At 64.5% G+C, this 13,136-nt stretch carries 14 protein-coding genes; 6 read left to right on the plus strand and 8 right to left on the minus strand.

Features of this window, described 5'->3' with window-relative positions; translation table 11 throughout:
- Positions 1–23 precede the first annotated feature (23 nt).
- Complete coding sequence (locus ACZ50J_RS21880) at positions 24–917, minus strand: hypothetical protein (protein WP_464301519.1); 894 nt, start codon at positions 915–917, stop codon at positions 24–26.
- Positions 918–1,333: 416 nt separating this feature from the next.
- Between ACZ50J_RS21880 and ACZ50J_RS21885 the strand changes: the two genes are divergently transcribed.
- Positions 1,334–1,663, plus strand: coding sequence for a histone-like nucleoid-structuring protein Lsr2 (locus tag ACZ50J_RS21885; RefSeq protein WP_464301520.1), 330 nt, complete (start codon positions 1,334–1,336; stop codon positions 1,661–1,663).
- A gap of 1,007 nt (positions 1,664–2,670) precedes the next feature.
- Positions 2,671–3,894 carry an ATP-binding protein gene (locus ACZ50J_RS21890; RefSeq protein ID WP_464301521.1) on the plus strand — a complete coding sequence of 408 codons (1,224 nt, stop codon included), beginning with the start codon at positions 2,671–2,673 and terminating at the stop codon, positions 3,892–3,894.
- A 13-nt stretch (positions 3,895–3,907) separates the two neighbouring features.
- Here the strand turns inward: ACZ50J_RS21890 and ACZ50J_RS21895 are convergent, their stop codons facing one another.
- The 7 genes from ACZ50J_RS21895 to ACZ50J_RS21925 form a co-directional block, all read right to left on the minus strand.
- Positions 3,908–4,459, minus strand: coding sequence for a hypothetical protein (locus tag ACZ50J_RS21895; protein ID WP_464301522.1), 552 nt, complete (start codon positions 4,457–4,459; stop codon positions 3,908–3,910).
- Positions 4,460–5,496: 1,037 nt separating this feature from the next.
- Positions 5,497–5,700 (minus strand): hypothetical protein, encoded by a 204-nt coding sequence (locus ACZ50J_RS21900; protein ID WP_464301523.1) that lies wholly within the window; start codon positions 5,698–5,700, stop codon positions 5,497–5,499.
- Positions 5,701–5,810: 110 nt separating this feature from the next.
- Positions 5,811–6,521 (minus strand): hypothetical protein, encoded by a 711-nt coding sequence (locus tag ACZ50J_RS21905; RefSeq protein WP_464301524.1) that lies wholly within the window; start codon positions 6,519–6,521, stop codon positions 5,811–5,813.
- Positions 6,522–6,645: 124 nt separating this feature from the next.
- Positions 6,646–7,194: a hypothetical protein gene (locus tag ACZ50J_RS21910; RefSeq protein WP_464301525.1), complete on the minus strand. Its 549-nt coding sequence runs from the start codon at positions 7,192–7,194 to the stop codon at positions 6,646–6,648.
- On the minus strand, positions 7,191–8,114 hold the full coding sequence (locus ACZ50J_RS21915; protein WP_464301526.1) for a hypothetical protein: 924 nt from the start codon (positions 8,112–8,114) through the stop codon (positions 7,191–7,193). Before ACZ50J_RS21915 ends, ACZ50J_RS21910 begins: the two co-directional genes overlap by 4 nt.
- 71 nt (positions 8,115–8,185) lie before the next feature.
- Entirely contained in the window at positions 8,186–8,575 is a 390-nt protein-coding gene (locus ACZ50J_RS21920) for a hypothetical protein (RefSeq protein WP_464301527.1), read from the minus strand.
- Positions 8,576–8,578: 3 nt separating this feature from the next.
- Positions 8,579–9,529 (minus strand): hypothetical protein, encoded by a 951-nt coding sequence (locus tag ACZ50J_RS21925; protein ID WP_464301528.1) that lies wholly within the window; start codon positions 9,527–9,529, stop codon positions 8,579–8,581.
- A 388-nt stretch (positions 9,530–9,917) separates the two neighbouring features.
- Between ACZ50J_RS21925 and ACZ50J_RS21930 the strand changes: the two genes are divergently transcribed.
- The 4 genes from ACZ50J_RS21930 to ACZ50J_RS21945 all read left to right on the plus strand — a co-directional run bounded on the left by ACZ50J_RS21930 (position 9,918) and on the right by ACZ50J_RS21945 (position 12,909).
- The gene (locus tag ACZ50J_RS21930; protein ID WP_464301529.1) at positions 9,918–10,301 is read left to right on the plus strand and encodes a DUF4326 domain-containing protein; all 384 of its coding nucleotides are present in this window, start codon (positions 9,918–9,920) and stop codon (positions 10,299–10,301) included.
- Between the two features lie 540 nt (positions 10,302–10,841).
- Positions 10,842–11,024, plus strand: a complete 183-nt coding sequence (locus ACZ50J_RS21935) for a hypothetical protein (RefSeq protein ID WP_464301530.1) — start codon at positions 10,842–10,844, stop codon at positions 11,022–11,024.
- A complete protein-coding gene (locus ACZ50J_RS21940; protein WP_464301531.1) occupies positions 11,021–11,974 on the plus strand; it encodes a hypothetical protein in 954 nt (317 codons plus the stop codon). Before ACZ50J_RS21935 ends, ACZ50J_RS21940 begins: the two co-directional genes overlap by 4 nt.
- A complete protein-coding gene (locus tag ACZ50J_RS21945; RefSeq protein WP_464301532.1) occupies positions 11,971–12,909 on the plus strand; it encodes a hypothetical protein in 939 nt (312 codons plus the stop codon). Before ACZ50J_RS21940 ends, ACZ50J_RS21945 begins: the two co-directional genes overlap by 4 nt.
- Positions 12,910–13,136 lie beyond the last annotated feature (227 nt).

The following is a 13,136-nucleotide window of genomic DNA, read 5'->3' on the forward strand; positions in this document are numbered from 1 at the left end:
GTGACCTTGGCAGCTCTGGTGGCTTAGACAGGGCCAGGCAGGATCGGAGTCCCGGACTGTTGCCGTCCCGGCTGCGCGTCCAGCTCGTCGCCGATCGCGTTCTCAACCTTGTCGAGGATGCGACCGCTCCGGCGTGATCCGCGCGACCCAGACTGGAAAACGCCCTGCTTCCCCTTGCTGGTTGCTCGTGCTCGGCCCTGCGGGTTGCCCTCACGGGTTGTTCTCGCTGGGTCGTCGCGCTCTGCTGGTGCGGGCTCGTTCAAACCAAGGTCGTTGTGCACTCGTCGTTCCAACACTTCGAGTTCCCCGGTGGGCGCGTCCTGGTGATGCCCGGCGGCTACCGCAGCTCGCATGTGCGACATCGCCGAAACGGCCCGCTGACTGTCGGGTGTCGCGCGGCGCATGGCTTGCACCTCGGTTGCGGACAAGTGAGCCGGGTCGGGGGTCCCCTCGGATTGCGCGAACCGGTATGCGACGTCGGCAGAGAACGCCTCTCGTCGGGCTTTCACGACGGCTTGTTCCGCGTCAGAGTTCGGCCCGGTAGCTGCCCGGGACCGGGCCGTCGCCAGCGAGAGCGCCGCGTATGCGCGGCCCAGCCGGGATCGCGCTGCTGATGCCTGCGGTGTAGCGGCCTTCGCGGTCGGCATCGCTGCCACCAGGCGGGCGCGGTCGTCACGCAACGCCTGTGCTCCTTCCAACCGCCGAGTTAGCCGATCGTGGGCCTTCTTGGTCTTGGGATCGGTGTCGTCTAGTGCCTGCAATGACTTCCGCAGCTCACCCATCCCAGCGGGGGAGGCGTCGTAGTCGAGGGTCGCGTGCAGCATGTTCAGCTGCGAGTCCGCGACACGTTGCTCCGCCCGGCGTCGCTTCGCCGGTGCCATATCGAACCCGCCAGCAGCGTCTGTCTCCTGGAACAAGGAGGTGGCCTTGTCGAGCCTGTTCTTCGCAGCGGTCAATGCTTTCGTGGCGCACCCGCTGCACCGGTTACCCGGTTTAGGTCGACACATCAGGGGTCTCCCTTTCGGTCACGTGGTTCCGACAATGACCGACACTACTCGCTTCAAGGGGACAAATCACGACAGCCGCGTGGGTGTTGGCCGTCCCCCGCATAACGCCAACAGGACGCCGCGCATCGGGGTGGTCGGGATGCAGTGGGTGCATCCCCACTGGCGCGGGGAGAAGGTCCCAGTCGCTCCGCCGCGCTGAAAGCGGCCGATCGCGGCAGAGCGACCTGCGACGACCGAACCGCACCGGCCCGCGCGCGCATCCGCCATTCCACTGAGCCGATTGGCTACGGTCGCGGGTACAGGGCCATGGACCGAAGGAGCCGCACATGAGTCAACGGGTGCTCATCACTTGCGTGAGCGATCTGTCAGATGGGGAGGTCGGAGAGTCTGGGCAAGATGTTCGATTCACCTACCGGTCGCGGGAATACACGATTGACCTCACCGATGAGGAGCTGGCCGAATTCGACAAGGTCATGGACAAGTATGTGCGTGCCGCCAGCAAGGTCACCGGGAGGCGTCGGCGTCGCACCGTGCCGAGCACGGCACCGGACCCGCAGGCCGTGCGGGCGTGGGCGCGGTCCAAGGGCATCAAGGTGTCTCCGTACGGTAAGCCGCCGCGTGACGTGGTTGACCGGTTCCTGGCAGCAGGGAACTAGCTCACCCACTACCCACTTCGCCAAGGTGCTCATCCCCTCTCGTGAGAAAGGGGATGAGCGTCAGTCATTGTGACGTGGCGTCACAATGTCCCGCGCAACCCGCAGGTGGTGCATTCGACCTCGGGGTTCTGGGTGGTGTCCTGCCAATCACATCTAGGGTCGGCGTCGCCTGACAACAGTGCAGCGTTGATCGAGTCAGATAGCCCCGTGCCCGTGTGCTGCCAACACAGAGTCGTCTCAGACATGGCGGTTCCCTGATCGGTGCACAGGGAGAAGAGCACCCCGTGGTTCACTCGGGCTGGTCGAGACTCGCCCCCGGCGAGGTCCGTGATGCGATCGGCGTTGCACGGCCCCCAGTGGTCTGCGTTCAGGATGCAGTCATCGTCTGCGGGGCATCCGAAGGTGGTGTTTGCAGGCTCGGAGTCGGTGACGTCGTAACGTCCCAGCTCGTGCGGACGTGGGACGAGGTGACCTTGGGCGAGTCCGAGCCGGATAGCCCACGGCACAGGTCCGTCCGAGAGTGCCATCACCTGGGCGGTTGCATTCCAAGGACCGAGTACGTAGCCCGGAGTGGCGGCGCTCTCGTCAGGGGCGAGTCCGCGTGCGAGGTCGACTGCTTCATCAGTGGTGTGCGCGGTGATGGTAGTTGCCCAGTGCACATTCCGGGTGAGCGAAACGTGGTACCTACGGGTGCGGGTGTCAGCCATGGCGTAGCCCTTTCGACGTGTTCGGTTGTTCCGACCCCTGCGAAACTACCCGTTTACGGTGACAGTGCGGGGTCCTTGCCGTTGATCCGACAGCGCAGGTAATATCAGCGGTGACGCGGAGAACTTCGGGACTTCGCTACTCCGAACGGTGACTACGCCCCCGCACGGCACGCATGAATTGGTCACTGTGACGACGACAAGCTCGACAGGGCATCCCGGGCAGGACAACCACTGCTGATCTGGCGAACTCCTGGTGCGGGAAGGGCAGCGCCAAGACCACCAGGAAACGGGAGTCCCATCATGACGAGCAACAACCCCAACGTGTCCCGCAGCGTTCAGCAGAACGCGCGGGCCTACGCCAAAGAGAACGGGTGCAACTACACCGAAGCCCTGCGTGTCGTCCGCAACCAGGAGACAACAACTCTCGACGCCGAGAAACTGGGCGCTCTGGTAGTAGGGCCGCCACGCCGCGGGAAGAGTCTTCTGCCCTGGTCGCCTGTACCGCTGGCGCTGCTGTCGGCGCACCAGGACCGGGTACTCACCTCGCTCAACCCTCAGACCGAGAACGGCCAGTGGGTAGTGGCAGCAGGCGAACCACTGTTCCTGTCGCACACGGGCTCGCCCGAGGAGTTCCGGTCCGAGCGCACGCCCATCGCGGTGCAGCCAATGGGAGGCTATGCAGCTGCCCCGATCCAGCTGAGGATCGGCAGCACCGCAGCGGCCCCGACGAGCGATCCCGTAGGGAAACCAGAGCAGCTCAACACCGGCGACGCGCAGAGCAGCGAAGACGCGGTCACCATCGACCCCGCCCGGGAAGCGCACATTCTCATCTCCGGCATGGTCGGGACCGGGAAGACGGTTCTGCTGGAAGAGCTGGCACACCAGTTCATCGAGCAGGGCGGCGGTGTCGTGTTCATCCAGGGGGAGTGCAGCTACCAACAGGCAGCGTTCACGCTGGGCGCGATCGCGAAGGGGCTCAGCCACCGCGTAACCCACGCCCCAGTCGGTCGAGGAACCGTTCGTGGGGCAGCGGACCTTCCGCCCGTCCTCGTGTGCGTGGACGACCTGTTCCGGCTGATCGCCACAGGTGCCGACCGGAGCGAAGACGACGCCCCGTTCTTCCACACCCCGGCCGGGATCGCCATGACCGGGACCAACCCCGAGCGGATGCTGTCCCCGGACAGCAAGGCAAGGGTCGAGGCTACAGAAGCACTGGTTCGGATCGGGTGCCTCGGGCGGAGTGCCGGAGTGCATCTGGCCGTCACTACGCAGTCCGCGACAACCCTCCCCGTGGCGCTGCGAGGCAATCTCGCGGCGCAGGTCGAGTTCCTGCCGTCCCGCGAAGCCGCAGGACAGCAGCCCTGGGTCAGCCTGCGGGGTAACGGTGACCGTTCCACGTTTGCCGGTCAGGTGCTGGCACGGTCCACGACGTCTGGTGAGGGACGGCTGGTGCACATGGACCTGGCTGGGCTCCACCCGGACCACTCCCTAGCGCAGGCACCGGCGGAGCACGGTAACGAGTAACAGGGTTGCCGGGTCAGCGCATCTGCATGTCGTCGTGATGCGCGACCCGGCACAGTTCGACGGAACCGTCGGTCAGCTCCCACCAGAGCAGGCGTGGCCCACCGGCTTTGGCCGCAATGGTGCACCGGTATCCGGTGGCGCTATCGGCGCGGACCAGTGGCTTGCCACCTTCGGAGGTGAGTTTCGGGTGAGCTGCCCGAGCGGGCAGCTGATAGGCGCGCCGGGTCAGAACGTCCACGACGGCTTCGACTACCTGGGCGTGCGACGCGAGCTGGAACTTCGGGTCGGTGGCACTGTCTAAGAAGTCTGATCCGAGGGTGTAGGACCGCAGTGGATGCTCGTTCCGGTCCCCTTCGGGCAGGTGCCGGAGCCACGCTTCTTGTACGTCGTAGCGGAATTGCTCAGCTGCGTCGGCGAAGACGGGCGCGGTCGACGGGTCATCCGTCAGCTCGGTCACGTAGAGGGATACGTCGTTGAGGCGGGAGCTGAGCGCGGAGTGGCGACGGTCGTTCGTTGCGGCGACGTCTGTGATCTTGTTGCTGAGTGCGTCGATTTGGTCGGCCAAGACCTCATCTGGTGTGGTCGGTTCGGTCACTGCCGTCACTACGGTCGATATGTCGGTGCGCAAGGCTCGTACTTCTTGGGTGAGGGTGGCGATGTCACGCGTAAGCCGTGCGACGTCGGCGGCGGTGACTGGTGCCGGGTGGGTTGCTGGCCGGTCGTTCGGAGCGTCGTCGGAAGCTGGCGGCGACGGCACTTCGGTGGCATGCGGTGTGTGTGTCGATTCCGTGATGGTGGCGTCCGAGGCGGTATCCGCGGGGGCGTTGTCGCGGGTTGTCGGTTCCGGCTCGCTGGCGGTGGGGCGCTGCGGTGGGTGTAACTGCGCCGGGGTTGGGATCGCGGATGACGGTAGCCGGGGGCGTAACGCCTGCAAGGCATTGCGTGCTTCACGCGCTTCTTCCCGGGCGGGCGCCCGGGACGGTTTCGAGAGGGTGTTCAAAGCGCTGTCGACGGCGCGAGAGATGCGGTGTAACGCCCCTTGGGGGTCGTCCCCGGGTTTGACCACGATGATCGCGTCTGACCAGTCTCCGCGGGCGCAGACGCGGACGGCGCCACCGTATGTTGCGTACACGCCTTCGGATGCCTCGTTGAGTGCCCATGATGTGCTGCTGTCGGTGAGGACTCGCACGATCGCCCGGTCACCGGCTACCCGACGAATGGCATTGGGGGAGAGCACTGACCGGCCGGAGGAACGCTGGGAGATAAGCACGACCGGGTCGTCCCGGTGCGGGTCATTCAGCAGGGCGACGAGGGTGTCTACGTCATCGACGTTGACGACCTCGTCCGGTGGAGCGTCCGGGCCGGTGTTCGCAGGTTGCATGGTTGCCCTCCTGATGTTGGGTGCACCGCTTAGCGCGCGGTGGTTTGTTCCGACATGTTCAGGTTTACCTGCTCATGTGGGGTCCAACAACCCCGGTTACTCCACAGTAGGCCCTGTAGACGTCCGTAGATAAGGAGCGCTATCTACGGTTGTCTACGTTGACGCAGGGAGTCCAACCGGGACGGAACGCCCCGGACCTGGATGGACCCTGGTGTTCGTTGTCAGTGGTCGCTGGTGGGCGCCGAGGGCGGGTCATCGAACTCGACCATGCCGAGCCGTTCAGCCACTTGCAGTGCCTGCACCTCACGCCCACGTGCGTCAAAGAAGCCCCGGCACACGGCGGGCTCAGCATCGCCGTAGTACCCGTAGGGAAGCGTCTGGTGACAGGTGATCGCCCCGCCATCAGCGACTGAGTCGTCTGCCATTTGCTTCACCCGGCCGGGCTGTAGGGCCATTTTGTTGCCGGGTCTATAAATGCAGTCTGAGCACTGTTCGGAGAGGACGTGCACTGCTCCGTCACGGTATGGGCCGTCGCTCATGACCGCGCTCCTTCCATGGTGTGATCCGTTGCGGTGCGGGCAGGTTCGGCCTCACTGTCGGGCATCGGAGGCTGCCCGGTCAGGGCAGCTCTCACCCGTTGCGCTTGTTCAACGGTCAAGTGGCGCAGTGTGAGCGTCACAACGGTGTCTGCGTCGTAATCCGCGGCAGGAACCGTTTCTGGGTCAGCCCAGGTGCCGACCGTCACATCGGCCTCGAAGTACGCCTCATACCGGTGGGCGCTGCCGTCAGCGGGGACCCTTCCTCGGGCACGGCCTTCACACAAGCGATTGTCGACAGCAGTAACGGAACTGTCGCGGAGGCCCACGATCAGGTCGTGCAGGGTCCGTGAGCAACGATCCATGCGGGACTGGTGCCGTGACTCGGCGAGAGCATCGTCTGCCGCCCACTGCGGGACGTTGCGGATGATGCGCCGATGCAGCTGCGCCGCGACCTTCGCCGCTCCCTGTTCGATGGTCATGCCCGCGGTGCGAGACCCCCACCGGAACTCGACCCGTTCCAACGGTGCAACTGGGTACCTGCGGTCGCCGTCGACTACCCGAATTTGCTCCGGGTAGTCCGTGTTCAGCAGCAGCACCGCGCTCTGCCCCCACCCAGTGTCATCCGGGTAGGCATCCCAGCCGGGTAGATGGGTCGCGACCTCGATGACGAAGTCGCGGAGCTGCTGGGCCTTCCCTCGTTGTTCCACAACGTTCCTCCGATACGCCTGCGTGCATGTTCCGACAAGGACCAGACTAGGCGCTTGGTGAGACGTTGGGCAGGTAGGAATCTCCCCATGATCGGGACAAGAAAGCGAGCTGGTTTGCTCGTGCTCATTGCGGCGGCTTGTGGTGTTCTTCCGGCGCCACGGTCTGCACGGTCACCGCAATCAGCGCTCGGTACCAACCGATCATCAAGCTGATGCCACCACCGTTGTCACCACGTTTGACCGCTGCTCGTGGAACCCACCACGTCGGAGGTCCGGTGTTGACCTGTACGAACACTTCATGCCCGAGCACCAGATGTCGCCGAGCACGGTCAACCTGGCCGGGCAGGCGAGTTGACGGCGCGTACTGCGCGACGCGCGCGACCTGCTCGTCGGTGAACGAAACTCCCTGGGGTGAACGGAAAGTCGCCTTCTGCCCATCGGGATAGGTACAGGTGATCACGTGCCGGTCCGAGGACAGGGCGACCACTGCCTGACCTTGGGATGATTTCCCAAACAGGACCGGGGGACGGAGCCACACTCGGTGGGCCGAGGAGGAACGGAGGGAGCTGTCGTCGCCAAGCGCGTCGTTCAATTGGTCCATGGACTGAGTGATCGGCAGCGGTCCAGCCCCGGGGTAGTCCTTTGCCCCGCTTCGCTCGGCGTTCTCTGTCATGACTGGTCACCGTCCGTGGGATCGTGCCTGTCAAGGTTGAGCGGGCTTTCGTCAGGCTCCCACCGGCGCACGTAGCTGCGCCACGCGCGGATCGCGTCCGTGTGTGGCTGGTATGACGCGTCGGCTGCCGTGCGCAGCACGACCATGACGGCGTCGATCGAGGTGTTTACGACCGCCCGGGGCGTTTGCCCGTCGCTGTTGGGCTCGTTGGCGATGCGCCCGGGAAGCGTGTCCAGTTCGGCGTACATGGATGTGATGGCAGCGGCTGCCTCGGACATAGTCGTCTGGTCTCGGACCGGGAGGGCTTTGAGTCGCTTCCCGACCTGGGCGACGGTGGTCGAGTCGTCGCGGCGGTCGTGAGCTGCGAGGGCAGCTCCCGCGGTATCGAAGGGACTGGGTTCCGCCCGGGGTGTCTCCGCACCAACGGCCAGGCTGTGTGCGCGAGCAGCACGTGGGTCTTGCGAGAGCGCCCGCTGGATGGGAGAGAGGGCGTTTCGGGTGAGCGCGTCGAGGTCGCGCCGGTTGAGTGCGTCCACGAAAGCGTCGGCATTGTCCTGCGCACGAACTGCGCTGGCGAAGGTCGGGGCCGTAGCACGGGCAAGTGAGTGGGCGACGTTGTCGGCTGCTTCGAGCACGTCTTCGATGACTGCTCTGTCGGCAACGGTGATGGTGTGCTGCTCTCTAACCTGGAACCAGGCAGCGCCAGCCAGCGCGGTCACGCAGATGCCGAGGAGGTAGTTGCCCATCCCGGCGACCCATCCGACGAACGTGCCTACCGTGATGATCAGGAGGAGGGCGCGGGCCGTGATTCCAGAGGCATCGTCAATCCGGAATGCTGGTGGTTTGGCATCCGTGACCGTGTACTGCACGGGCAGATGCCGGTTGATGCCGTTGGTCTTCCAGACCGTGATGCGCGCCATGTGTTTGGGATAAGTCGAGTCGGGGATCGGCACGACTGGTCCCGTGCGTATCCGACGCGCGTGTTGAGCAGTCACAGGGACCACTTCCTGGGGTTGGTGGCGGCGCTGATTTGGGCAGCGAGCTGGGCGCTGTCGGCCAACTCCCGTGCCCGAGCGGATGCCGCGTCTGCGACATCTCGGTCTGGGTGCCGGGCCAGCGCGGTGGCGATGGTCTGCGCGGCGGTGATGACTTCACGTGCGGCCCCGGCCTGGGTAGCTGCCTGGGTGAGGAGCGCGGGTCGACCGGCGGAGCAGCTCATGCGCGCCTGGTCGTAGGCGGTAATCGTGTCGGCGAGACTGTGGGTGGCGTCGTCAGCGAGGCGCCGGATGCGCTGGTCGATATACCGTTCGCGTCCCATGCGGTCATCCTGCCCGGGGAGGCCGACAAGGATGGTCTCGGCGGTGGTGATACCGGGGATCATCCTTCACGCGTCCTTCACGAGGGTCAGAGCCGGTCCCGCGGTGATCTGCTGCCGTACACGTGCTTCCAACGCGTCGCGGGCGGGTGATGGCATGTCGATGCCGAGCCTGTCCATCAGGCGCTTCACATGTCGGTAGGCGTTGTTTCGTTCGCCTTCGGTGGCACCGTGAAGGGCATATTGCAAGGCGTCTTGAGCCTGCGTCAGGAGGTCGCGCTCCTGTTTGTCCATGTTGCGGAGCGCTGCGCCTTTGGCGAACGCCTTGGCGACGGTGAACGTGCGGGAGAACTCGGCCACCGCGGTCTCGAACTCCTTTACTGCGGAGTGAGCTTCGGTTAGGGGAGTGCCCTTACGTGGCCGCATATTCCGAAGATTGTCTGCGGCGCCCATCGCGGTGATGCACGCGGCAGTCGTGGCGCATCCGGGGTCTTTCATAGCCGGTGCCGCCAGGATGGCGTTCACATCTTTGTCGTAGACGAGCCACTGCGAGGTGGTGGCGTCCAGCGCGGCCACGGCAGTAGTCCACCTGCGGTTGAGCTTTGCTCGTTCAGAGGCAGTGGCCTGCGCAGTGAGCAGACGGTGGCGGGCCAGCACGACCAAGATGACTGCGATTGCGAGAATCACGAGGACCGCACCGATGAACAACAACCAAGCCCATGGCACGTCAGGGGCATTGCCAGGAGCGTGCTGGACGCGGTGTGTATGGGACTCCGAGGAAGGGGACCCTGTCGGCGACGGCTTGGCGCTGCGCTTCGTTGCTGGTGTCGAAGCTGCGAGTATGGCGATCGCCCGTCCGAACCCTGTAAGGATGAGGAAGCCGACGCCAGCGGCAATCATCCCCTTGCCCACTCTCCCGCCGCTGAATATAAGGCGAGCGGCGCCTAGGGCGACGACGACCGCGGAGAACGGGAGCAGGATGGTGTTGAGTCCGTCGATCACGCTCTGACTCATGCCCATGGTTGGTGGTCCTTACTGGTTGGCACATGTTCCGACCACCCCAACAATAACGGCGGCATAGGTCACGGCAAGACCCGTTTGTACTCCGCTGCCGCCGGGCGCGGTCAGCAGTGCAGAGAAATATCCCGGTGCTGCTCATCATGCTCGTTCTGGCGAAAACTGCACGGCGAACAAAGCCAGCCGAACTCCGTCTCGGCCAACTCATGCGTGCGAGTCCCACACTGGTCGCACTGTGAGCAACTGTCGCCCGTGGTCGCTTCCATGACGCGGCTCCCTTCCAATCCTTCGGCCACCGTGTGTGACCCAGTCGTGTCGCTATCGTCGGTTGTACCGATAGCACCAACACTATGTGTTAGGTGTGTCAGTGGCGGGAAGGAGACTCACGCTCATGACATCGACAACCGTTCAGTACCCGCAGCGCATCCAACGACGACGCACCAAAGGATGGCGCATGCCCGATGGCGCCGTCTACGTGGGCCGCCCCTCGATCTACGGCAACCCGTTCGCCCCAACGTTCATCCCTGGTTGGGCAACCATGAGCCGCGAGCATGCCGTGGAGGACTTCACTGCCTGGTTGGCGAACCCGGACATGTTCTGGCGCAACACGTCCGGAGGATTCGGGACTGTTGCGGAGTCCGTCGCTGCGGCACGGCACCTACTCGATGGCTTGCCTGATTTGCAGGGTCATGACCTGGCGTGTTGGTGCCCCGTGGGTCAGCCCTGCCACGCCGATCTACTCCTCGCCCGCGCGAATGGCCACCCGGCAGGGTAGCGATGACGACGGGCCCCCACCAGATGCCGGTGCAGCCGACGCAGACACTCACCTGCGAGCACTGCGGAGACCCCTTCCTATGGCGGGTCATCTCCGGAGGTGACCCGCCCAGCTATTGCTGCCACAGCCATCGGACAACTGCTCAGCGCCGTCGTCGCGCCGACCGAGAAGCCCTCGCCAATGCAGGGCGATGCGACTTCCCGTTCAAGAAGTTCTTCCCCACCATCGAGGATGCGTGGCAGTTCGTTGCAGACCACCACCGCAATGATCAGTCGATGAACGCTTACCCCTGCTGCTGCGGAGGGTTCCACATTGGGCACCTGCGTGGTCGCGCCATCCGGCCTGTCTGGCTGGCTGCGGCCGAGCGTGCGACGCCCCAGGCGTAGGGCAACCAGTCACCACGAATTGCATTGTGCTGCAACATGTTCCGTCAGTTCAGGAACGTAGTGCCATGGTAAAATGGGTGCAACGCGGCTCCGGTGACATGCAGTGACTGCGCACGGCTGCCGCCCATACGAGGGACGAGGAGACCGCGCGGGGATGTACGCCGAACTTAGTGTGTTCAACGACCGTAGCCAGAGCTGGCAGCCGATCATGTCCGATCCGGTTGCGACGCCCGAAGACTGGATGCAGTGGCGCCTCGAAGGTCTCGAAGGGCGCTACCGGATGACACTGCACAATGACCGCGGCGACGTGGTGGAGTCCCGAGAGGTCACGGTATGAACCCAGACCTGGTATCCCTCCTGGGTGCGTACGAGGACGTGTCGATAGCCGCGTCGGCCGCAAACAGACCAAAACCAAAGGTGTGGCAGGCAGGCCGGTCCGAATGGAACCTGCGGCAGAAGGACCTACGCCGAGCCGAGCAACGGTGCAGCGAACTGGGCGCGGAAGTCGGCTCGGACGAATGGGACCAGATCGCGTCCCGCCACGTCATCGACGTGTACCTCACAACCGGCGTTGATGGGCGACAGAAACGCGACTACAGGATCTTGGACAACCCGGTCGAGTACGCCCGAAGGGTCGCCGAGACCGAAACCCGTTGCGCTGTCGAGGAGATATGTGCCGAGCGGCCACCACAGGTGACACCGTCCGGGCTCCACATGATGGGCAGCGGATACACGGTGAAATTCGCAGTGGAACAGGTCCCCGAGCTGCACCATCGGGTCAGCGACCCGGGATTCGTTGAAGGCGCGATCCGTGCCTACCTCAGCGGTATTCGCGACGTGGCGCTCGACCGCACGATGCTCGTCGCGCGGGGAGAGACCCACGACGGGGGCGACCTGATGCTGGTGCAACACAAAGCATCCGGCCTGCGAGCAACGTTCAATGAGAGCACCCCCAGGCCGTTCTACGGGGCGTACTCCAAGCCCTACAAGATCGAGAACATCGACCCTGACCGTACGGAGACGCCTGGGGCTCGCTGTCCCGGTTGGCGTGACTGGGCCGGAATGGGCATCGGCGCCACCATCTACCGGCACGCAGCCACAGTCCTGCCCGATGCACGATTCCTGCGCGGCATGACCAGCGATTACTCGCGCCCCCTGCGGTCGAGACTGCACCAAGAAGACCCCTTTCGATGGGAAAACGGCGGAGAGTGCGACTGGTGCCGTGAGCACGTGATCGAGTGGCGTGACCCCGCGCTCACCCGCGACGATTTCGCCGACCACCCGTGAACCCGGACGAAGCACAAGCGCAGGAACCGCGCCTGCCCTCATTGGTGATCCGGGATGGGTCACCCCAGGACAAGAAGGCACGGCGGCAGTGCCTGGAATCGTTGTGCAGCAGCAGCTTTCCCAACCAAGGGACACTCCGCGCACGGCTCGACGTCATACGTGAACGCGCCCGCCCGGAGCTGCTGTCGGTGGAGTGGGAATCCACTGACTACATCGACTGCTGGGTCCGGCCCGACGATGTGGTGCTTGAACCGAAACGCACTGCCCCACCCGGCGAACCTGATTGGTTCCCCTACCACCACTCACCGGACGAACTGGCCACCATCACCTACGAAGACATGCGCGGCAACCCAGACACCCTGATGATGCTTGGCAGCAACCTGTGGTTGCAAGCGATATCGCACCCATATGGGACCGCGCTGTACGTCACGATCAACGGCAACCATCGCAGCGCCGGGGCAGCCATGGCCGGACTGCCGTACATGCCTGCGAAGGTCTCGATGGTCGAAGAAGTCACCACACGGCTCGGCGACCGACCGCACATCCTGAGCGACGACGGAAAGTACCGGATAGGCCCCTATCGGTACGACTACTCGTTTGAACGCGCCAGGTGGAACGAGGCCCAACACGTCGCCCTGCACTTGATCGAGGCAGATGGGCTCATCAGCAACGTGGAAGGAAGACGTGTCGTCGGAGAACCGACCGCCGACTTCACCTACCGACACAACGACTCCGCGATCCCATGGATCGTCGGCTGGAACCTGCTCGACGCACCAACCGGGATAGAGGAATACGAAGGACGGTACGGACCGCTGACCGACCCACGGTATGACTGGCTGCGATCGCACCGCAGGATTGGTGAACGCCTAGCCCAGCATCACGGGTATGCCCGCCCAAACCGGCTCGCGCAGCTGCTAGGGACACTCTTCCACTGACTCCGTGAGAGACCCGGTGGCTGCCCAGCAGTGACCCATTTGCGCAGGTAACGTCAGTAGCGACGGAACAACGCACGGTTGAAGGAGCCTGACCCGATGCTCGTCAGCGTCTACTGCACCCACTGTGATGTCTACTGGGTCGGGCCCGGACAGCCCTGTTGGGTCTGCCAGCGTCCGGGCGAACCGCACCAGTCACCGCAGATCACGTCTCAGAGCACTGTCTACGA

The sequence above is a fragment of the Flexivirga sp. G2 genome (genome assembly GCF_055397625.1).